Source organism: Gleimia hominis (assembly GCF_032085515.1).
GTDB classification, from domain to species: Bacteria; Actinomycetota; Actinomycetes; order Actinomycetales; family Actinomycetaceae; genus Gleimia; species Gleimia hominis.
This window is the reverse complement of the sequence record NZ_JASXSX010000001.1, coordinates 41,405-64,236: the sequence shown is the minus strand read 5'-3', so window position 1 is coordinate 64,236 and position 22,832 is coordinate 41,405. Positions and strand designations below refer to the sequence as shown.

Here is a 22,832-nt window from a genome sequence, read left to right as displayed (position 1 = left end):
ACCACTCGTGTTTACCCCACGGCCAAGCTGCCGCCCACTACCTCAGAAAGCTTGACTTTACGCGCAAACGACTGCCCACCCCCTCAAAAAATTGTAAGGAATGAAACCCCATGAGAATCACGTCACCAGCAGGAACGATCCACGTGGACGCCCCCGCAGAGGACGCCTCCGCACCGGGCGGGCAAGAAACTGCCGGCGGGCACCTAAGTAGCAAGCACGTAATTAATAGCGGGCACCTAAGTAGCAAGCACGTAATTAATAGCGGGCACCTAAGTAGCGGGCACCTAATTAAAGGAACCCACGTGAAGGTCACCCACAACTGGGGTGTGAGTGAGTATTACCGGCACGGGTGGAACTCCTGGACGCCCACGCGCTGGTGGTCGCTCGAGCGGGATCCGTGGCGAATCTGGGATAACCCGCTGCGCAGCTTAACCGCGGAAGATGTGGTGAATGATTCAACTACTAAGCACCGCTCCTCGATGGTGACCGCGGTTGTTTCCGAGCAGGGGGAAGTGCTGTTAGTGGGAGCACTGAGTGGTTCCACCCCGGTGCTGACGCTCACGCCAAATACGATCGAAGCAACGTGTATAGATACAGGTAGCGCGCACGCGAATGGTGGCGCCTGGTTCGTAACCACGGGTGCGGAGCAGGAAGTGTTCGCCCGCTACGCAAAAGCCCTTGCGCAATACCGCCAACTACCAGAACGCAAGCAAGCAGTGGATGTTCTCGGTGCGGTGTGGTCGTCGTGGTACTCGTGGTTTGAAGAGGTTTCCGAACAGATCATCACCAGTGAGATTCCTGCAGCGAAAAAACTGGGCTACGGCGTGGTGCAAATTGACGACGGCTGGGAACGCAAAGTGGGGGATTGGCGGGCGAACCAGAAGTTCCCGCGCGGCATGAAACCGGTGGTGGACGATATTCACCAGGCGGGTTTGAAGGCAGGTCTGTGGGTGTCACCGTTTATTGCTCTGCCGGGCACCCCCACGGTAGAGGCGTATCCGGAACTGTTTTTGCATAACGAAGATGGGTCGCTGACCCCCTCCGGGTTTAACTGGGGGCAAGAATACTACGCGCTGGACTTTTCGAAACCGCAGGCACACGACTGGTTGGCAGAAACCATGAGTGAAATCGCCCGGTGGGGTTTCGACATGTTCAAACTCGACTTTTTGTACGCAGCAGCAGTGCAAGCACAGCGGCAGCATGGTATGGACCGGGAGGTTGCCTACCGCGCGGGCTTAGAGACTATGCGCGAAGCGGTCGGGAGCGACGTTTACTTGCTCGGTTCGGGTGCGGTGGTGAATGCGTCGCTTGGTGTGTTGGATGGTATGCGGGTGGGGCCGGATACGGCGCCGTATTGGGATAACACGGAACGCAAGCGGGATCCGTCGGGCCCGGCGGTGGTGAATGCGCTTCGCAATTCGCTTTCGCGCGCCTGGTTGAAACCGTTGGCGGATTGCGACCCGGATGTGGCGTATTTCCGTACGCGGGGTTCATTATTGTCGCCCGAGGTAAATGCTTTAACCGCGCAAGCAGGGTTGGTGTGTGGGTTTGCGCAGTGTTCGGATCCGCGCGCGTGGCTCAGCGACCAAGAAGCTGCGGTCGTGCAGCGGTGGATAGCGCATTTCGAACGCCACCCGCGTGTTGAACAGGTAGGCCGCTACACCTACCGGGTTGACGGGCAAGAGGTGAACTTTGACGAGTACTTGAACCCAACCTCACGCATTTCAGACCGGCTCTTGGTGAAGTGAGAGCCGTTTTGACGCAAGAGGGACTGCGCTTGGTGGAACGGTAGCGGCTTTGGAACGGGAGCAGCGTTGGAACGGGAGCGGCTTTGAAACGGCTGGGCCACGCGTGCACGCCGTTGAAGTCCTGCCTTTGGGTTGTTGAATGTGAAAAGATTTATGGTGGTAGTTAGCTGCCGTTGAGGGGACTTGCTAGAGAGGAACGTGGAGGCAGATCGTGTCCGTAACTTTCATTCCGCACTGGAGCGATCCGCAGGGGGCGCGGCAGGCAACCGAACTGTTCGAACAGACTTTCGCCCCTTTTAATGGGGTAGTGGGGATTGCGCCGGGCCGGGTGAACCTCATTGGTGAGCACACGGATTACAATGACGGCTTGTGCCTGCCGATCGCACTTCCGCATGCTACGTTTGTGGCGTTCCAATGGCGGGACGACGACGTGGTCCGTTTGATCTCTAAGGGCGCGAGCTTGTGGGAAGGCCACATCAGTGACATTAAACCCGGAATGGAATCTTCTTGGGTTAACTATGCGGGTGGCCCGGCGTGGGCGCTGGGGGTAGACCGGGGTTTTGACGCTGCGGTCGCGTCTTGTGTTCCGCTGGGCGCGGGCTTGTCGTCTTCCGCAGCTATTGAATGCGCGATGGCGGTCGCTATGTTAGCGCCAGATTATGACAATGAGGAGGCGCGCACCCGCATAGTGAATGCCTGTATTCGCGCAGAAAATGAGGTGGCGGGCGCACCCACCGGGGGGTTAGATCAGACGGCGTCCGTGTTCACGCAGGCGGGGCAGGCGTTGAAGATTGATTTCCACGCGGGTACCCACGAGCTGGTGGAAGCGGACTTCCGCGCGCACGGCCTGGAACTGTTGGTGATGGATACGCGGGCGTCGCATTCGCTCACGGATGGGCAGTATGGGCAGCGGCGCGAACAGTGTGAACAGGCGCGGGACCTGTTGGGGTTGGAGTCGTTGCGGCAAGCAAAACTGGAGGACTTGCAGCGTCTTCCCGAAGAGTTGCGGCCCCGCGTGCGGCACGTAATAACGGAGAACCAGAGGGTTGAAGCCACTGTTGAGGCCTTGGCGAACCAAGATTACGCGCAGGTGGGGGAGCTGTTCGCTGCTTCGCACGTGTCTTTGCGCGACGACTACCAGGTGTCTTGCGAGGAACTGGACTGCGTGGTTGAATCCGCGGTGGAAGCGGGCGCGGTTGCGGCCCGGATGACGGGCGGCGGATTTGGTGGCTCTGCGATTGCCCTGGTGCCTCAAGAAATAATTGAACAGGTAGCCGCGCACGTGCAAGAAGAAAGTGTGCGCCGCGGGTATGCGCAGCCGCAGTTCTTAGAAACGTATGCGGGTGCGGGCGCGCGGGTTTTCACCTCTGAAAAAGGGCATGAGGACGCGCAGGTCTTAACGCCAGCGGGCGCAGACGACGCCGCGTACGTTGCTACGCCGACGCAAGCGGACGCAGACGACGCCGCGTACGTTGCCACGCCGACGCAAGCGCGCGAAAACGACGCCGCGCGGACGCTAGTGGGGACGCAAGTTTTGGAGTCGAACGAGAAAGAGACGCAAATGCCACAAGACAGCCAGCAGGCACACTCGCAAGATAGCCAGCCGAGAAACGGTCAGCAGGTCCGCGATGAGTTAACCGCCGAGCAGCAGGAAGCGTTGCAGCAGAACCTGCAGAAGTTGCGTGCAGATGGAGCGTCGCGCACGGCAATGCGGGTCTTTGAACGGTATTTCCACCAGGTTGCGGCGGGGGCGACGGGTTTGATCCCAGAGTCCTCAATCACGCCGATCACGGACGTGGAGCGGATTGAGAACACGCAGGTGGATCCCGATGATGCGCGGCAGGCCCTGGGGCGCACCGTGTTTTTGAAGCTCAACGGTGGGTTGGGTACGTCAATGGGGTTGGATAAGGCGAAGTCGTTGCTGCCGGTGCGCAACGGAGAGACGTTTTTAGACATCATGACCCGCCAGATTTTTCAGGTGCGCAAACGCACAGGTGTGGACGTGCCGTTGTTGTTTATGAACTCGTTCCGCACCCGGGCCGACACTTTGAACGCGCTGGATCCGCAGTTGCGCACCGACCTGCCGTTGGACGTGCTGCAGAACCGGGAGCCGAAAATTCTGGCGGATTCGCTTAAACCCGTGAGTTGGAATAAGAACCCGGAGTTGGAGTGGTGCCCACCGGGCCACGGCGATATTTACACGACCCTGTACGACGGGGACGTGCTCACCCGGTTGTTGGATGCGGGGTACCGGTATTTGAACACGTCTAATTCGGACAATTTGGGTGCGTACCCGTCCGCGTCGATCGCGGGTTGGTTCGCGGCTTCGGGCGCGGATTATGCCCCGGAGGTGTGCGAGCGAACGCTCGCGGACCTGAAGGGTGGGCATTTGGCGCGGCGCAACAGCGATGGCCGCGTGATTTTGCGCGATACAGCGCAGACCCCGGAGTCGGACATGCATCACTTCACGGACCTGCATCGCCACCCGTTCTTCCACACGAATAACTTGTGGTTCAACATTGAGTCGCTGCGCGATTTGCTGCGTGAGACCGAGGGCGTGGTGGATTTGCCATTGATCCGCAACGAGAAGAACGTGGATCCGACCGATAGCGCGTCGCCCAGGGTGATTCAGATGGAGTGTGCGATGGGTGCGATTGTTGAGAAGTTCGCGTATTCCACCCCGATTTGTGTGCCCCGCGGCCGCTTTTTACCGGTTAAGACCACGAATGATTTGTTGACTGTGCGTTCGGACGCGTACGAATACACCGACGAGGCGCGGCTCGTGTTGCGTACCGACGCCGCCCCAGTGGTGTCTTTGGATTCCAAGTACTACAAGTTCATTCAGGATTTTGAAACGCGTTTCCAAACGCTGCCGTCCCTGGCTGGATGCGAGTCGTTTACCGTTGAAGGACCGTGGACTTTCGCTGGCAATATTGCGTTTGAGGGCCGCGTTGAACTACGTGGAGGTGGCACCGTGCGCGGGGCATAAAACCGGTACTTGGGGCAACGCAATTACCGCCGAACTCTAGGACTAAAGTCCTTTATTAGCCACTACTAATCAATACATACGTGAGTGCGTAAATAATAATTTGATTCAAGGTTAGCTAAAATTGTAACGATTACCTGCACGTATGCATGGTTTAACAATAAGTCCGTGATACGAAATAACAGTCGAATTGTTTTGTAATTAGCGGTACTGTCTAACAGTAACGGTGGTTAATTGTGGTCTGAGGTGGTTCATCTTGTTGCGTCGAATCGGTGGTAAACGATCCGGTTTGGTGCGTCTTATTTCTTTGCTGAGTGTGTGCGCACTGGTGCTACCCCTATTTGCTCAAGGTTTTATTGACGCAGCATTCGCGGCAGACGCAAACCCAAACCCGGACCACGATCGCGTTCCGCCGCGCAAAACTAATACTCAACCGGTAGTTGGTAGTAAAGATGATCCCTGGCCAACGGATTACACGCGGCCAGATGGCAGTACTCACGACGTGGAGCTAAAAAACAACCGCGTTGCCCTCATCTTTGACTTTCACGGTATGTACACCTGGGAGACGTTGGGTGGGAACCTGCCAACGTTGTCAGGTAAGTGTCCAGATGCCTTCTTGAAAACCAGTCCGACGGGTTGCACGCCGAACCGCGACCAGGTGGCAACGATCAAACAAAACGTTTCACGACTACGCGGTCTGCCAATGTCACTTGGCGTTTACACGTCCGATTCGACCACAATGACGGCTCGTCCATACGCCATTGGCAATCCGCCGAACTTATCTTTGACTTCTATCGAGACGCAAGCGGGCTACCAAAAAGTAATGAGCATGCTCGATCGAATCGATGCTACTGGCGGTACCGGGAAAGGGCTCACAAACGGTAACACGTCACAGCTTGACTTCGCGCTGCGCCAGGTAGTTAAAGACAATGCGCGAGCAAAATACACAGACGTAGTTATCTTCAGCCCAGGAATTAACCTTCAGAGTCAATATACCTCTGACAACGACGGTAAACTTAGCACCATTCAGCAAGCTGACAAGCTACGCCAGGCAGGCACCAATATTCACGTCATGGCGATGGGACAAACCTACTCTGACAAGGAACAGCTTTGTCGAATCGCGCTCGGCCCAACCGCTGAGAATGAAATTGGGACATGTGCAAAACTTCTAGCACGCACCGACATAAAGAACATTAACGACCGCACTTACGTCAAGACTTACGGTTCCCAAAACAGCCGCCGTGACAGTATTGTCAGCGCCTACCACGACTGGAAAGACTTCACTACAGGCGGGGCATTAACTCCAAGCAACATGTTCCTCAGCCCGCCGAATAGCTCCCCTAATGACGTGCGCAATGGCCTGTTTGCAGATGCGGTTACGGAGCTGCTGGATCGCAGCCGTGTACTGTCCATAACTAATGACATGGTGGATGAAAGCTTCCGTTATGTGCGCCCCAACGTGGGGATACAGACGAAGATTACGTTCAACCAGGCGGGAGCTAGCGTAAACGAAACGAAAACCTCTGGTACGGACGGCATCAGCGAGTCCGATATTAATAATCGCCAGGCCGTGGAAATACGCCCGCAGACGCAGGCGGACAAGGTGTTAACTCGATTTAACGGCCATAATGCTCGCTGCTTCGGGTACATCAACTCGAAATACTGGGAAGCTGAGAAGTCAGAAAACTTCTACCCCGACAATATCGACGACGCAAAAGGAAACCCAATCGGGGCGCGGCTCACCACACGACAACAGACCGCATACACGCACATTAAATGCAACTTTTACTTCCGCGATACTCAACCAACTGAGATCGACAAGTTCGTGCAAGTGAACCCACCGATCCAGATCGCGAACGAAGTGAAGAACATGACCATTAATTACGAATGGTCGTGCGTGGACCCGCTCGGGGTGGATACTAAGAAGATCATCGCACAAGGTGACGCGAGCCGACTCGTTGAATCCGCGGTAACCACGTGGGAAGGCAACATCCCAATCGGGAACTACCGAGAATCCCAAGGGCAGACCGCGCCTTCAAGTCCAATGAAGCTGCCGGTTGGCGCCAAATGTATGCTAAAAGAAACCGCGCGTTACTCCAAGGACGTCAAACCAGAGATTATTCAACGGGCGATCAACCACACCCAAAGCTGGAAGCCAGACGGTAATAACACGAAGTTCGAGAACACCACGCCGGCCGACAGCTACGGTGGTTCCATTACCGATGGGCTGACCACCTCGACCACAGCGTCAGTGCTATACCAGTTCACGGACGTTAACGAACCGCTAGATGAAGACGCTGCGACGACATTTCAGTCGAACTCTTCACTCAGCGGTAAACAGGTAACAATCGACGTGTCCATGGATTACGCTGGGCTGAGCTTGTTACCTGCAAACGAGAGCAAGCCCCAGCAGATCCCCATGTACTACGAATGCCGGTACATGGCAGATAAAGACAACCCACCGGAACTCGATATCTCATCGACTGCACCTGGCAACCCCTTCTTCGTGGGCCGCGGCGTAGTTATGGTGAATACCGATGGCACGCCCACCAAACTACCGAACAAAGACGGGGAAGCATGGCCGGTGGGTACGCACTGCTTATTCACCCCCGACATCCCTCAAGAAGAAGGATACGGACAGTACCACGATCAAATGTGGACGCCCGACGGATTCAAGTTTGACCGCAAATGGGAATCCGATGTGTGCCAAAGCCCCACTGGCGACCAGGGGCAGAACTACGCCAACTGTGGATCGAACTTTTTCTGGGCATCAAGTGAAGGTGCTAAGCACATTTACCTGCAGCAGGTGCTCAAACGCGGTGAGGGTAACCTCCAGATCACTAAAGCAGTGGACGGTGACGCGCAAAGCACTCTGATCGGCCAGGCATTTGACATGAACCTTCAGTGCGTGGACGAAAACGGGAAACCACTGCCGATAGACAGCGGTAACTTCGACGGGAAGATTAGCTTGCGGCCAGGTGGACACGAGATCATCAAGAACGTGCCAACGCATGCGCGCTGCACGCTAACGCAGAATCAGCAAGACTGGGAATCCACGCTGAAGAACGTGGAGGTGAAGCCAACGCCACCGCAGGAGTTCACACTCACGTCCTCCACGGACACCAAAGAGGTCACGTCGACTACCACCGCGAACTACAAGCGCGGTAGCCTCACGTTGAACCACAAGACGCAGCTAGAAGATGGCACATCGGTGAGTGAGGCAGATGCGCAGAAACTACAGAAAACCTCAACTATCACCTGCACGGACCCGAACGGAGAGCAAAGCACGGTTACGCGTGAATATACGGGGGATGGTCCGCAGAACCTCGACGGTGATTACCCTGCAGGTACGGTGTGTGACATTACTACAAAACTGACGGGTGACCTGCCAGAGAATACGCAAGTATCCACGAACTCGCCGCGAATCCAGATTGCGCCCGGTGGAAACACCGTGAACGTAACCAGCACGTTCCGGCCAACCACGGCTGGGGAAGTGGCCATACAGGTTACGCGCACCACGCCCGCGGGCTTGGAACCCGGCTTGGCGAAACTGTTGCCCACCAGCATGAACTTGAACGTTACGTGTGGTGACGTGAGCCAAACGATGACGGTTAAATCTGGTGACACCGCGATCTTCGCTGGCGACACAGCTTTGCTTTCAAACTCCGAGTGCACTGCGCAACTAACCGGAGCGGATGGGAAACCGCTGGTGCCTGCACCGTTCAAAGCGACGCTCAATGTGTCCGACGAAGGGGCTGCGCCGCAAAGTGATGACGCCAACGCACGGACTTTCACTTTCACCTCACCGGCTGAAGACGCGACTAAGAAACTAGACGCTACTATTGCATACGAGATTCCAGAAGCTCCCGTTGACTTCGACGCGAAGAGTTCCTTGAGTGTGGATGACAGTGAACTGGGTGAAGACGCGGACACCGCGCTTGCAAAGTGGAAGGACGCGTTCTTCGCTGGGCCTTACGCCAGCGCGAAACTGATTCCATCAGCCGTATGCACGTTCGGTGAAGGGGAGAACAAAGTTGAACGGCGCTTCAACGCCCAAGTGTCCCGCACCGGCGACGGCTCCCACGTGTCGCGGAACCTCCCGGTTGGGTGGGACTGCTCCTTAACTTTGGATAACAAGCGGATGACGCGCATCCCCGGGTCGAACTTCAAGGGAGGTACCTTAACCCTGGCGGATACGTCAGTAAATATCCCGGAAGATGACGGCACCACGTCAATCGACTTCACGGTTAGCGAGCAGCCGCAAGAACTGGATTTGGCGCTGAACTACCAGATGCAAACCGCTAGCTTCAACGTGAAGAAGAAGGTGGGTGGCGACGGTGTCGCGGTGATTCAAGGTTCACGCCCGTTCAAAGTGAGCTACTCGTGTTCTTTGAACGGCCAGCCAATTGACGTGCCTGCCCCTTGGAAGATCGATACTTCCGGAGCCCGGCCGTCTGCCACGCCGCAGCGAGGCGCGTTCGCCGATACGCAGTCGGTAATGACCTACCGGTTCCAACAGGGCGAATGGGCACAAGCTAAAGGCTTACCCGCCGGCGCGGAATGCAGTGTGCAAGAGCATGCGGACATCAGCAGTAAAGACGGTGGGGTTACCGAAGATGCAGCATCTTGGGCCTCCCGGTGGGAAGTGATGAACGACTTCCGAGGCCGGTCGGACCTGAAGAGTTCCTGTGCTGCTGCGGGCGATCGCGAATGCCGGCCAGGTGGCGAGAAGATTAACTACGGGGTGTACGTAACACTGCCGGTTGATCAGCCTGCCCGCCCGTCGAACGGGGAGGAAACGGGGAAAACTAACCCGGCTCAACCTCAGGAACTATCTGAAAACTACTTCGGCACCGTGGTTGCGTGGAATACGTACACGTACCTGAAGACCAAAGTGGAACTAGATTTGAAGACGTCTGGTAACGGCACGGCCCTGTCGGATGGTACGGAGTACACGTACAGCTTGTACTGTAAGCCGACGCAGGTGGAGATTCCCGACGATCTGCCAGAGGACCAGAAAGCAGAACTGGAGAAGATTAACCAGACGGACGCAGCAGCTATCTTGCGTGAACCAATCACGTTGCGCGATACCGACAAGGATCGGGACGGGACGTACAAGATTGAGGTGCCGGCAAACTACCGGTGCATGCTGACGCAGCAGGAGTTCAATGAGGGCGACGCGAAGGTGGTCACGAACATTGATACAAGCAATGCGGACGTCACGAAGCTGGATGCGGACAAGCCTTTCGAGGATCAAGACGCGTGGAAGAAACTGTTCAGCCTCACTCGGGATTACTTGAAGGACCCGGGTTTGCAGCTGGCCACTAACCCTGCGGAGAACGCAGCGTGGGTATTCCAGGTTGATCCGAAACGTGTTGAGGAGAACCAGAACCTCATCAAACTGAACGTGGATGTGAACTACGACCGGCCGCAAGCTGGGGCGATCACGTTGAAGCACCACGTGGATACCACGATTTTGGCGGGGAACACGATTGAAGACGGTGCTATAAACATTGGAGACAAGTTAGACATTGGTAGTTTCAATGTGAAGTACCGATGTGAGGACTTGTATGCGACGGATTCGGATTCGAAACCGCTGGTGTACCAGGGTGAGGCGGAACTGGCTAAAGATGGGACCGCTAAAGTGCCTGAGAGCGCGGATTTACCAGCGGGCGTGAAATGCGAGTTCGACTTTAGGGACAAAGGGAAGTCACCGATTGAGGACTACCCGAGCATCGGTGCTTACGGATTTGTGTCAGTGGATAACCGTGTGGACGGTAAGTCGGATGCTAAGGATTACCCACCGGTTGCGGAAGACAAGAATATCGTGATGACGGTTTCTGATGTTAAGCCAGTGCCTGGTGATGGTACGGATGCGAACGGAACCACGGTGACGTTCACTACCGCCTACCTGCTGGGGGCTCGGTCTGTGCACTGGGGTCTGTACCCGCAGGGAGATCGTGCGAAGGACATTTTTGGTGAAAACGCGCAGGATGGCTCGGTGGCAATCCCGTGGGATTACACGTGTGAGGCATCTGCTTTGCCGGAGAGCTTGTCCAAGACTTTGGGTTACGAACAGGTTGACGGTAAGTGGGTGAAGACTGGAACGCAGGACGTGAAACCGGGTAGCACCGGGGATATCGCGGTTCCGTTTGGCTCTAAGTGCACGGTGAAACGCAGTGACGTGCCGGATGCGGTTCAGTCTGAGTTGAAGAAACAAGGGCTAGCGGACGCGTGGTCGGTGCTGTATCCGACACAAAATGAGATCGCGTCGACTGTGAATAATAAGGACCCGAAGTTTGAAAGTACGGAACGTCCGGCTTTGGATTTGAAGAACGGGTTCGTGTTGGACACTGAAGATAAGGCGTTTGCCGCGGTTTTGGTGACCGTTTATAAAGACAAGGGCGAGATTCACGTGCAGCGTGTGATTGCCACTGATGGGGATGCGGACCGCCCGTTCCGTGATAGCGATGCGACGGGTGGTGAGAAGGTCGCTGATGGCGCGCAGGTGTTTAAGATCTATCCGGCGATTGTGGATGGTGACGCGCCTGTGGCGAATCGGGATGCGGATTCTACGTTGGAGAGTTCGAGTTCGCGGCCTGATCTGGATAATCCGGTGCCTGTTGAGTGGATTCAAAATGATGCGGGTGAGTGGCGGTTTAAGGCTGATGTGAAACCTGGGCAGTCGTATTTCCTTGAGGAAGTGCGTGCTGGTGTGGGTGAGTTGATGCCGCAGTTGTGGCGTTTTGACGTGGTGGCTGTGAATGAGCCGAACGCGGATGCTGGTTCGTTTGGTGAGGATTACGTGGTGAAACTCGCTGAGTATACGGAGCATGCGGGTTTGGTTACGGTTCAGAATCCGACGTCTGATGGCCAGGTGGATGTTCCGACTATTAGCGTGGCTACTTTGAAGTCTGGGGCTATGCCGTTCACGGGTGGGTTCCTCCCGTGGGTGATTGCGGCTGGTTTGGGCTTGTTGGCGGCCAGTGGCTATGTGGTGTACCGGCGACGGAAGGAGCTGGAGTAGGGCACTAACAGAGGTTTCCCACACCCCACGGGGTGGGTTTGTCCTCACACTGTGGGGATCGTAAAGGTAAGAAAATATAGCAACCCAAGAGAGATCACGAGAAATCGAGGATAGGTAATGTTTACGAAAACTAGAAGGTTGGTGCGCTCCGCAGTAGCAGCGGTTGGCGTACTGGCATTAACCGCAATGGGCGTGACAGCCGCCCAAGCAGAAACGCAGATTGACCCGAACCACAAAGGCTCAATCACAGTTCACGCACTGAACCTTAAGGAAGGTGCGACAGCCATTGATCCAACAGGTAAGGAACTGACCGAGGTTCCAGAATCCACCCCGGTTCAAGGTGCAGTCTTCTCACTGCAGAAGTCCACTCTGAACCGCTTGGACAACGCAGACTTCGCTAAGGCCAAGGATCTTACCCCGCTGAACTTTGGTGCTACTGACAACGCGTTTGGTACAAACGGCACCATGACTTCAGACGCAACCGGTGCAGACGGAAAAGTGACCTTCGGTAACTTAGATCCAGGTATCTACCTGTTGAAGCAAACTGTCACCCCCAAGGGCACCACAGGGATTGCCCCCGCTATTGTCGCTATCCCAATGACTGACCCGGAAAGCAACGGTACGGATTACCTGTACGACGTGCACGTATACCCCAAGAGCAAGACTCTAGAGAACATTTCGAAAACCAATATTACTGACGAGAACACGCCGGTAGTACAAGGGTCGAAGATGCAGTTCCGCGTGGATACCCCCATCCCTTCGTTGGCTCAAGCAGCCGAGGGAACGGAAGCTGAGAAGTTTACAAAGTTCGAGGTTGTAGATACTCCTTCCGGTGCACTGCAGACTGATGGTGAGAACGGTAAGGTTCTGAAGGTTCAAGTTGTTACTGAAAAAGATACCGCTGCGGGTCAAGATGCAGTGACGCTGGAAGCTGGCGACTACAACTTCACAAATACTGACGCTCACAAAGCTACGGTATCTTTGACTGACTCAGGCCTAGCCAAGGTTCAGGCAGCCCAGGGCAAGTTCCTGCGTGTTGAGTTCGAAATGACCGTTGTGGGTAACCCCGCTGACGGTATTGGAAACTCGGCCACCGCAAACATTGAGACGGACCGCGGGAACACCTTCACCCCGACTACGCCGGACGACCCGGAGAACCCAGTCGTTAAGGCTCAGGACATCACCATCAACAAGACCGACCAGGATGGCAAGGCACTACAGAACGCGAAGTTCTCAATCTACAAGTGCGATGCCAATAACAAGGCCACGGGCAACGCGATTAAAGTTACGACCGATGGTGCATCCGAGTGGACAACGGATGCTGATGGTAAAGCCACTATCGGAAAGGTGATCACTGGTTCGAAGGTTTGCATTGTTGAGACGCAAGCACCTGCTGGCTACGAGAAGCTAGCTTCGCCGGTTGTCCACACGGTAGATATGGACAATGCGAAGAACACGGTTGATATCCAGAACGTTTCGTCTGATTCGATCCGTCAGCACCTGCCTCTCACTGGTGGTGCAGGTATCGCCCTGTTCCTCCTCATTGGTGCTGGGCTGCTTGGTGGTGCGTACTACTACGCACGTAAGCAGCGCGAGCAGGCGTAAGTAGGTACAGGCCGGCCCACCCCCTCAGGTAACAAAAACTGAGGGGAGCGGGGCCCGGCTGAACACCTCCTCGATTAAGTGTGAGGTAGCAGGGAGAATCGGTGCAGGAACAGGTAAAACCCGGGAAACGCGCACACCACAAACGGAAGCGCAACAACAAAAGCCGCAACGGCCAACCGGTAAAAACCCGCCGCACCGCCCTGCTACCCATACTGCTCGCAATAGCTGGAATCCTCGTACTCATGTACCCCGTAATCGCCACCGGTTGGAACAACCTAAGGCAAAACGAAGCTGCGGAACAATACTCCAAAGCAGTCGCCGGGCAAGACATGAGCGCGTGGAACAAAAGCATCAAAGAAGCCCGCGAATACAACAAACAAGTACCCGGCATGCCGATCCTAGACCCGTGGCTCGCCCGCGTGTCCAAAGACAACAACCCATACCAAACGTACTTGTCTAAACTCTCGCTAGCACCACAAATGGGACGCCTCATAATCCCAAAAATCAACGTGGACCTACCCATCTACCACGGAACCGACCCGAAAACCCTTGAAAAAGGAATCGGACACCTCTACGGCTCCTCACTCCCAGTAGGTGGCAAAAACACCCACGCAGTACTAACCGGACACTCCGGTCTCCCATCCGCAACCCTCCTAGACCACCTCAAAGAAGTAGTCAAAGGTGAATCCATCTACATACAAGTCGGCAGCGAAAAACTACGCTACAAAGTAAACGACATCCGCGTAGTACTCCCCACCGAAGTAGACGGACTCGAAGTAGCAGACGGCAAAGACCTACTAACCGTACTCACCTGCACACCATACGGAATCAACACGCACCGGCTGCTCGTCACAGGTGAACGAGCACCATTAGACAACCCGCAAGTATTCACTAAAACAAACGGAATCACGTGGACATGGTGGATGATCGCAATCACAATCATCTGCCTGCTCGCATTACTCCTGCTCATATACTGGTTGTGGCGCCGGCACCAACGCCGCAAACAACGCGAACAAACACGTCAAAACCAAAGGGCCGCCAAACGTGCCCAAACTCGACGTACAATACTAGAAAAACCGAAACTGCAGCCACGGCCTGAGCACCAGGCAACAACGGCGCACAGTGACGACACCACCGGGCACAACCCACAGTCGGACCAACAGGCCAATAAGGAAAGCTGAAATGAACACGCTACGAAATAGGATTCTCGCCGGGGTAGCCGCAATCCTAGTTACCCTCTTCGGGGTAAACGCAGGAGCGTGGGCCACAATAGGTGGCGACCCCAACCCCAATGACCTCGCCACCATCGACCACAGCCGCGACGGCAGCCTCGAAATCCAACGTACTGCAGACAACCCATACAACGACAACGCCACCCGGTGGACCACCAACGTAGCTGGCATCAAATACAGCATCGCCCGCGTTTCCGGCCTGGAACTGAACAAAGAAAACTGGGACACCATCCGCAAACTCACGCCCGAGACCGCGCAAAAACACGGTTTAGAAAATACGCGTGAGGGAGTGACGAACTCGGAAGGTAAAGTCACGTTCTACGGGCTTGAACCCGCCGTGTACCTAGTGAAAGAAGTCGTGGCGGAAAACGCGCCGAAAGAATACGAACCCACCATGCCGTTCGTACTCACCGTGCCCACGTGGAACGACGCCACCAACGAATGGGTCTACCACATTTCCGTAACCCCGAAGCGGGCACCAGAACAACCCACGCCGGAACCGACAACGCCACCGGTTAAACCCAGCCCATCAAAGCCTGCTAAACCTGCGCCTACAGATAAGCCGCACAAGTCAGACAACCACCTGGTACGAACCGGTGCAGCCGTGCTGGGAATAGGTTTGCTCGCAGCATCCGCAATCGGATTCGGCCTACTGCTGGCTGGTAAACGCCGCGAAAAAGACGCGCAGTAAACGACGTCTCAATCAAGTGGGCTAAACCCCGCTTTTGCACGGCTGGCTAAACCCCACTTCTACGCGGCCGGCTAGACCTCGCTTTTACGTGGCCGGCTAGACCTCGCTTTTACACGGCTGGTCTAAAACGTATTCAAACAGGTGGAAGTCGTGCAGGTCTGTGGTGTCATAGTCGACGTGGAACAACCCCAGGTCCTTAAAACCATAATCGGCGTACAGTTTCATCCCCGGCGTGTTCTGCGCCAGCACATCTAACCGCACGGTTACGCAACCGAGCTCACGCGCAACCTCCAGCGCACCATCCAACAAAAACTTCGCCACCCCACGTCGCTGATACCCGGGCACAACCCCAAGGGCGTGCACAGCTAGTACCTCACTGGGTGCGGCGTCCACCAGCCACGGGGCCGCCTCATATCCTTGGGGGACGGCTTGATCCAGGGCCATTACCCCAACCAGTTCCGCATCGGCCGGTTCCTGGCCGCCTGCATTCGTGTCAGCTGCACTGCCAGCCGCTGAGCTGCGCGCCCCAAGCTCCGCCGCCCCATGATGGAGCGCGATGAACATCTGCCCGCGCTCAATCCACCGCTGGATGTCTTGCTCCGACGGGTGATTTTCTGTGTGCCAATGTCTGTACGTGACCTCAGACGCTAAAAAATCCTTAATTTCCTCGTACGCGCGTTGCGTGCGGGCAACATCTTTCCCGTCCGCTTGCTTCAGTTCCAATCCCGTTTGAGGCACTGCCCCACTCCCAACACTGTTCAAACAAAACCCATTCATGATATCGGGTAAACAACCACGCGTGAAAGCTAGGTGCGGCTTACAAAAAACTGTGCAAAACAAGTGTTGAGCCGCTGGCGCCACGCGGGCGTCGGGAAAATCTAGCGCGTACTGGTAGGCAGGGTCGGTCAGGCGCAGGTCAAGCGCAGGTTCCGCGTGGAAATCGCCCAGGGGTGGCGCCAAAGGTCACGCGGGGTTGCGGTAAGTGGGGGAGTGGGGTCATGTAAGGTTGAAGTATGGTTGTAGGCAAATTTGAGGAAGTAACCGGTAACCAGTTTCTGCAAATAGCGCAGGATTTGGACGTGACCTTACCAATAGAACAAACCCCACACTGGGACCGGTACGACCAGGCGATGGACGATCGGGAACCGTGGCGAAAGCTCGTGTGGTACGTGGACGGGCAGCCACGCGCCATGATTAGCCTTTCTCTGTACCAGGACACCGGGTTCCGCTACCTGTGGGCCAAAAAAGGGCCGATTTGGGTGGGGGATAAGCCCACTGCCGCAGAAGAACACGCGTTCCGCCAGCAACTAGTGGCCGGAGTTAAACGGATCGACCCCCTTATCGTGTTCGTTCGCCTACACACGTGGCATGAAGCCGATGATCTTGAGGACCTACTGCAAACCATGGGGTACGACCGCACCGTGGTGATCAAACTCGCTGGGCTTAGTGATGACCAGATCCTCAAGTCCTTTGACGCCAAAGGCCGCCGGGCAGTACGTCAACGCCTACGCAACCCCGCGTTGTCCGCAACGGATGACACGGATAAGGCGATGGACGTGTTCGACCAACGGTACGAAATCTTAGAAGAAACCGCGGACCGCGACGGGTTCACCATTAACCCCCGCACCACGTACCAAACAATGCTGTCTATGCTCGGGCCTAAATACTGCAAGCTTTACACCGCGCGGTTAGATGGGGAACCGGTGTCGTGGGCGATCGCCACAATCCACGGAAAAGACTCCGCGTACTACTACGGGGCGTCAAACGCTAAAGGCCGCAAAGCCGGAGCGTCCGACCTGCTGTACTACTTCATGGCCTGCTCACTAGCGAAAGAAGGTGCGCACTACCTGGACCTCATGGGAATCGACTCCCCACGAGCCCCCGAACTGGCGGGCGTGGGCCGGTTCAAACGCAAATACTCCAAAGAAGTCACCGAGGTCCCGGGACCGTGGGACGTGCCCGTACACCCCCTGTACTACCGGGCGTTGCAGGGGGCGAAACAGTTGCGGCACAAACGCCGCGAACTAGTCCAAGACCTCAAAGACCGCTTCGCGAACTAACCTACGCGAACTAACCTAGCGGCGGTTCACGCAATAACTGAGGGGAGGCCGCGCAGTAAATTAGGGAGCCCGTAAATATAGGGGTGGCCGTGCAGTTCACTCAGGGAAGGCTGCGTAGCTTTCGCTCTGCTGCGCGGTCGCGCCTAGAGGCGTCGGGGTGTTCTGAGATGTAAAACCGGTGCGGCACTTCCGCGGCCTTAGAAATACCGATCCGCGTGGTTTCAAGAATCCGCTCATGCGCACGCAACTGCGCGCGCTCAAGCTGCAGCGGTGGTTCGCAAAGATCATGCCCAGTGAGCCCCAGGTCAACTCCCAGCGCTTGGCACACTTTACCCGGCCCGTTCGTCCACTCTTTCCGTGCGGTGGGGCGGCGAGCGGCAACTACCTCAAGCCCCACCACAGGTTCCACAGCGCGCACCAAAACGCCCGCACCAAAACCCGCCTGGCCGCACACCACGTTCAAACAATGGTGAATCCCGTAACTGAGGTACACGTACGCGTGGCCGGCAGACAAAAACATGGCTTTGTTACGTGGGGTTTGGCCTTTAAAAGTGTGGCTCGCGGGGTCGTTTTGATCGTAGGCTTCAACCTCCACAATCCGCGCTTCCACGCGGTCGCCACCAATTGTGCTGACCAGGCGGCAGCCCAACAGTTCACGCGCCGCCTGCGGAGCCGGTAAGTTCAACCACTCAAAATCCATACTAGCCACCATAGTGCTTCACCAGAGCACGTGCCCTGAGGGAGGCGTGCGCTCTGGCCCATAAGCAGTTTTTGAGGCACTGCCCACGCTTAGTGCGTAGACAAGTCTTTTGCGCGGTTCTCTACACCTAACTTAGGTGAACCTTGCTAAATGTGAGTGATGTGGCCTATTATTCTTCTAGTCCTCGAAACGAGGGTCTCTCCCAACGAAGGGCGCGCATCTTTTTGGTGCGCGCCCGAAGAAATGGGGGTACCACGTGGCAGTGATCCCACCCAGACCTGCCCACAGTGAAAGCGAAACTACACAATGCGTAACAAAATAATTGCCAGCGCACCGGCCATCATCTTTGGCCTTCTCATCGCCATTGCACCCCAAACATTCGCTACCCCATGCCCAGTGGCGGGCATGCCGATGGCGTGCCACTGGACCGCGCAGGCTTCACTTGGAATCGGTGTCGTGATCGCACTCATGGGAACGTTCGCCCTCATGGCTCCACCGGCGATGCGAGCGGGGATCTCTATCGGAGTGGTGCTCACCAGCGCGTTAGAACTCGCAGTTGTGACCGTACTGATCGGCGTGTGTGACGACCCAATGATGCACTGCCACTCCGTTATGAAACCCACCCTAATCGTCGTATCCGTACTCGCCATGGTGTGTGGGGGTATCGCATTCGCGCTAGACCAGCGCGGCACTAGCACCGGCACTCACCGAACCGCGAACCCAAGCAGCCAGCAATCCGTTAACCCGAGCAACCATCGAGACCGTTAGCGCACCAGGCGAACCACTAGCAGCAGAACAGAGTTAGAAAGAGGAAGTGTGAAACAGGGGAGTGGGTTGTGGCGGTACCTGGCGGTACAGAATCTGCGGCAAGCAGGGCTGCGCACCGGGGTTCTTACCACCGTGGTAGCTATCTTGACGTTCGTGTTCTACGCTGGGTCACTCATGTCCCTCAACCTGTATTCGGGGCTAACTAACCTGCAAAACCGGATGGGCGCGGACCTCATGATCGTCCCCAAAGACGCTCGTGACCAAGCGGAACAAGTGATGCTCGAAGGTGGGCCGCAAACTTTCTACTTTGACACGGACGTGCTGGAGCAAATCAAATCCGTGGCGGGCGTAGAAGAAGCCACGGCACAAACTTTCATTGCCTCCCTAAATCTCGGGTGCTGCGCGGCGAAAGTGCAGATCATCGGGTTTGACCCGCAAACAGACTTCGTGATTCAACCGTGGATCAAAACAGCGTACAGCGGGAACCTCAAAGATGGGGAACTGATTGTCGGATCCAACGTGCACCCGTCCTCGGACGGAAAAATCCGTCTGTTCCGCCACCGCTTCCCCGTAGCCGCGCAGCTAGCAGGTACTGGAACCTCATACGACAACACCGTATTTGTAAACCGCAACACCATCCGCGACATGCGTAAACGAGCCGCGGGAATCGGACGGCGGACCCTACCCGAATCGCAAATCGACAACGCCGTCTCCGCGGTGATGGTGAACGTGGGGGACCGGTACAAGTCGCAAAAAGTGAAAGACCGGATCCGGGAACTGCCCGGCATGGAGGACACCGTCACCATCTCGCCCGCCACTCTGACCAACAAAGTCAAAGCCGGAATGGACATCGTCACCCTATACGTCACCGGTTTCGTGGCCCTATTCTGGGTAGCTGGCCTGGCAGTTCTGTTCGCCGTATTCACCTCGGCCGCGCAAAACCGCAAAAAAGAACTCGCTTCGTTGCGAATAATGGGTGCCACCCGCCGGTTACTGGCCCGCATGTTCATGCAAGAAGCAGTTGTGATCGGCGTTGCCGGTGGTGCGATCGGATCTGGGTTGGGTGCGCTCGTCATGTTCCCGTTCGCGTCCTTTATCCGCCAAACCGTGCAACTACCGTACTTAGAAAGCGGTTTCACCACTGGCGTGTGGCTCGCCGTCGCCTGTATCGCCGGCGCCGCCCTAGTTAGCGTACTTGCGTGCGTCACCAGTAGCGGCCGCATGCTCAGTAAAGAAACTTATTTAACCTTGAGGGAGGGGCAGTGACCACCAGCGGCACACTAAAGCCCACGCGCGAACCACTGCTAGAGGTATCTGGGCTTACCCGCGAGTTCACCCGCCGCGGCACCGTGTTTGCCGCAGTAGACGACGTGTCCTTTACGGTAAGTGAAGGCATGTTCCTCGCGATCGTGGGGCGGTCTGGAAATGGGAAAACCACGCTACTGAACATGATCGCTGGCCTGCTGGACCCAACGGACGGCACCGTGCGGATAGCTGGCCAAGACATCACCGAACTCGACGACGCCCACGCGTCCGCGCTACGCAACCACACCGTCGGATACGTGACGCAACGCGAAACACTGCTGCCTTCCCTAGACGTGTGGCACAACGTATTATTCCCAGCCCGCATGTACAAGAACGCGGATCCGCAGTGCGAACAGCGGGCACAAAAGTACTTGCAGCAACTACAAATCGAGGAACTCACGGACGCCTACCCGCACGAACTCTCCGGCGGAGAAATCCGCCGCGTAGCCCTTGCCCGCACGCTGGTGTGCGCACCAAAACTGCTGCTGGTAGACGAACCCACCGGTGATCTGGATGCGCAAAGCACCGGGTTAGTGCTGGACCTCCTGGAAGAACTCGCCCGCAAAGGCACCGCGATCCTCATGGTGTCCCACGACCCCGAAGCGATCCGCCGCGCCCACCACACCTACCGGATGGACGCCGGACAATTGTTAACAGATCTGGATAAATAAACCACGCCCGAAGCGTTCATGCCAAAATGGAAGCATGTTGTTAAGTGATCGCGATATCCGCCGCGCAATCGACGATGGGCGCGTGGCACTGGACCCGTGGGACGAACCCATGCTGCAACCCTCCAGCGTGGACGTGCGGTTAGACCGGTACTTCCGACTGTTCGACAACCACAAGTACCCGGTAATCGACCCGGCGAAACCACAAGAAAGCCTCACGCACCTGGTGGACGTGGGGCAAGAAGAACCATTCGTGCTGCACCCCGGAGAGTTCGTGCTCGGCTCCACGTTCGAACGCGTCACCCTCGGAGCCGACGTCGCCGCCCGTCTAGAAGGGAAATCTTCCCTGGGGCGCCTGGGGCTGCTGACGCACTCCACCGCCGGATTCATCGACCCCGGTTTCAGCGGGCACGTCACCTTGGAACTATCGAACACCGCAACGATGCCGATCCTGCTTTACCCCGGTATGAAGGTGGGGCAACTGTGCTTCTTCCAACTGTCCTCACCCGCCGAGTTCCCCTACGGGTCCGGCGCCACGGGTTCTCGCTACCAAGGGCAACGCGGCCCCACGGCTTCACGCTCACACCTCGGGTTTGAATGCGTTAACGTGCCCGCATCCGCCGATTTTGAAGGCAAGCAGCTATGAGTTTTAGTAAGCCGAACCGCCCTCAAAATAATGAGGAGGAACAGGGGAACGCGGAACCAGACCGGATTCCCATCAGTGAACGCATGGCGAAACTCGACGACGAACCCCTCTCACTCGAACCCGCGCCCACGCTAGCGGACCTGTTCGCACAAGGTACCCCGCAGGTGGGGGACGTGAACCAGGATGTGCACGGCCCAACGCTAACCGTGACGCAGGCGGGGGCTTTGCAGGCAACAGACGTGCGTGCCGCCGTGGACGTGGCGGGCGTCGATTTCGCACACGCCGACCACCTGGACCCGGCGAAAGGCGAGGACCACCACCTCCTGCTCGTACACGAAAGCGTGGACCCGCGTGAGCTGGAAGCGTTGGCCGTGTCCATTTGGGACGACGCGGGGTGGATTGAACCCGGAGTTCTGCGGTTAACGCGGGATGCGCGGCTGCGCGGGCCCTGGCGGGTGGACAATACTGTGCGCCGCACTCTGGGGACTCCCACCAGCTACAACCAAGCGTGGGTTGTGGACGTGGCGCAAACCCGTACCGACCCCGCACCCGAAGTGCTCCGCAAAGTAGACGACCTGGCTGCCGCCTTCCCAGAGGGCATGCCCACCGGTTTTGAGTTAGAAATTCTTGAGGCACTGCGGCGAATCGCCCGCCGGCTCGCAGGCGCAATCCGGATCAACACCTCGGGGCGAATCCTTGAACCCGACGCGGATTCTGCGGTGACAATGAGCGTATTCTCCCCACGTTGGGTAGAAGAAAACGACCTCACGGAACTGCTGAAAGGCTACCTGCCGGACATAGTGAACGTAAGTGAACTGGCGTCACTGCCCCCCATTGACTCCCCGCAGCGCGTGCAAACCCGTGAGGAAGTAGCGAAAGCCATTGACATTCCCGAAAACGAGTTTACGCAAGCCGCGCAGGTAGCACGAATCGCAGATGAAAAAGCAGCGCGCGAAGATTTTGTGGTCCGCGGCTACGCGCTGGTCGCATCGGCGGGGAACACCTCAAGAATCCAAATCACCGCAACCCCAGCGGACTACATCCCCCCAACGCTCAGGTTCGAACAGTGGCCCCAGGGGCGGGCCGTGGAATACCAAATCATGTGGATACCCCCACAGGTGTACCGCAAATCCCTGTCTAAACCCGGGCGGGCCGTGCGGTTAGAACGCATCCGCGTTAAAGACCAAATCGAATCCCTAGCCGGCACCATCGCCCGCGCCACCGCCGGCCAAGTCCTGGACGAAGACCAGTTCCTGGTTGCATTTGAATAACCCACACCCCTACCGATCACCTGGTTCGTATCATAATAAACGGCTCTGCCATCACTCGGATGGCTGGCGGACGCATAATGGCTGCGCGTGCTTCTAAGCGGTGATAACCGGTACAGTGACCCTGG

The 22,832-nt window shown here is 56.7% G+C and carries 14 protein-coding genes and 1 pseudogene; 13 read left to right on the top strand and 2 right to left on the bottom strand.

Features of this window, described 5'->3' with window-relative positions; translation table 11 throughout:
- The first annotated feature begins 110 nt into the window (after positions 1-110).
- From QS713_RS00285 to QS713_RS00255, 7 genes and pseudogenes are all read left to right on the top strand, one after another.
- Complete coding sequence (locus tag QS713_RS00285) at positions 111-1,748, top strand: glycoside hydrolase family 36 protein (RefSeq protein WP_313271483.1); 1,638 nt, start codon at positions 111-113, stop codon at positions 1,746-1,748.
- 211 nt (positions 1,749-1,959) lie between these two features.
- Positions 1,960-3,030, top strand: a pseudogene (gene galK, locus QS713_RS00280) (galactokinase); the annotation flags it as partial.
- Positions 3,031-3,456: 426 nt separating this feature from the next.
- Positions 3,457-4,737 (top strand): UTP--glucose-1-phosphate uridylyltransferase, encoded by a 1,281-nt coding sequence (locus QS713_RS00275; protein ID WP_313273679.1) that lies wholly within the window; start codon positions 3,457-3,459, stop codon positions 4,735-4,737.
- Positions 4,738-4,990: 253 nt separating this feature from the next.
- Positions 4,991-11,761: a DUF5979 domain-containing protein gene (locus QS713_RS00270; protein WP_313271481.1), complete on the top strand. Its 6,771-nt coding sequence runs from the start codon at positions 4,991-4,993 to the stop codon at positions 11,759-11,761.
- A gap of 117 nt (positions 11,762-11,878) precedes the next feature.
- Positions 11,879-13,366 carry a SpaH/EbpB family LPXTG-anchored major pilin gene (locus tag QS713_RS00265; protein WP_313271480.1) on the top strand — a complete coding sequence of 496 codons (1,488 nt, stop codon included), beginning with the start codon at positions 11,879-11,881 and terminating at the stop codon, positions 13,364-13,366.
- A 101-nt stretch (positions 13,367-13,467) separates the two neighbouring features.
- The gene (locus QS713_RS00260; RefSeq protein WP_313271478.1) at positions 13,468-14,547 is read left to right on the top strand and encodes a class C sortase; all 1,080 of its coding nucleotides are present in this window, start codon (positions 13,468-13,470) and stop codon (positions 14,545-14,547) included.
- Position 14,548: 1 nt separating this feature from the next.
- Positions 14,549-15,289 carry a pilin N-terminal domain-containing protein gene (locus QS713_RS00255; RefSeq protein WP_313271477.1) on the top strand — a complete coding sequence of 247 codons (741 nt, stop codon included), beginning with the start codon at positions 14,549-14,551 and terminating at the stop codon, positions 15,287-15,289.
- Positions 15,290-15,385: 96 nt separating this feature from the next.
- Here QS713_RS00255 and QS713_RS00250 read toward each other — a convergent pair whose 3' ends face one another.
- On the bottom strand, positions 15,386-16,027 hold the full coding sequence (locus QS713_RS00250) for a GNAT family N-acetyltransferase (protein WP_313271475.1): 642 nt from the start codon (positions 16,025-16,027) through the stop codon (positions 15,386-15,388).
- Positions 16,028-16,302: 275 nt separating this feature from the next.
- Between QS713_RS00250 and QS713_RS00245 the strand changes: the two genes are divergently transcribed.
- Positions 16,303-17,349: a lipid II:glycine glycyltransferase FemX gene (locus QS713_RS00245; RefSeq protein WP_313271473.1), complete on the top strand. Its 1,047-nt coding sequence runs from the start codon at positions 16,303-16,305 to the stop codon at positions 17,347-17,349.
- 100 nt (positions 17,350-17,449) lie between these two features.
- Here the strand turns inward: QS713_RS00245 and QS713_RS00240 are convergent, their stop codons facing one another.
- A complete protein-coding gene (locus QS713_RS00240) occupies positions 17,450-18,049 on the bottom strand; it encodes a DNA-3-methyladenine glycosylase (RefSeq protein ID WP_313271471.1) in 600 nt (199 codons plus the stop codon).
- Between the two features lie 306 nt (positions 18,050-18,355).
- Between QS713_RS00240 and QS713_RS00235 the strand changes: the two genes are divergently transcribed.
- From QS713_RS00235 to QS713_RS00215, 5 genes are read left to right on the top strand one after another with little or no spacing between them, the layout of a single operon-like run.
- Positions 18,356-18,817 carry a DUF4418 family protein gene (locus tag QS713_RS00235; protein ID WP_313271470.1) on the top strand — a complete coding sequence of 154 codons (462 nt, stop codon included), beginning with the start codon at positions 18,356-18,358 and terminating at the stop codon, positions 18,815-18,817.
- A gap of 48 nt (positions 18,818-18,865) precedes the next feature.
- Complete coding sequence (locus tag QS713_RS00230) at positions 18,866-20,083, top strand: ABC transporter permease (RefSeq protein WP_313271467.1); 1,218 nt, start codon at positions 18,866-18,868, stop codon at positions 20,081-20,083.
- Positions 20,080-20,793: an ABC transporter ATP-binding protein gene (locus QS713_RS00225; protein ID WP_313271465.1), complete on the top strand. Its 714-nt coding sequence runs from the start codon at positions 20,080-20,082 to the stop codon at positions 20,791-20,793. The genes QS713_RS00230 and QS713_RS00225 overlap by 4 nt, the downstream gene beginning before the upstream one ends.
- A 34-nt stretch (positions 20,794-20,827) precedes the next feature.
- Positions 20,828-21,436 carry a dCTP deaminase gene (dcd, locus tag QS713_RS00220; RefSeq protein WP_313271463.1) on the top strand — a complete coding sequence of 203 codons (609 nt, stop codon included), beginning with the start codon at positions 20,828-20,830 and terminating at the stop codon, positions 21,434-21,436.
- On the top strand, positions 21,433-22,707 hold the full coding sequence (locus tag QS713_RS00215) for a hypothetical protein (RefSeq protein WP_313271461.1): 1,275 nt from the start codon (positions 21,433-21,435) through the stop codon (positions 22,705-22,707). The genes dcd and QS713_RS00215 overlap by 4 nt, the downstream gene beginning before the upstream one ends.
- The last annotated feature ends 125 nt before the right edge of the window (positions 22,708-22,832 follow it).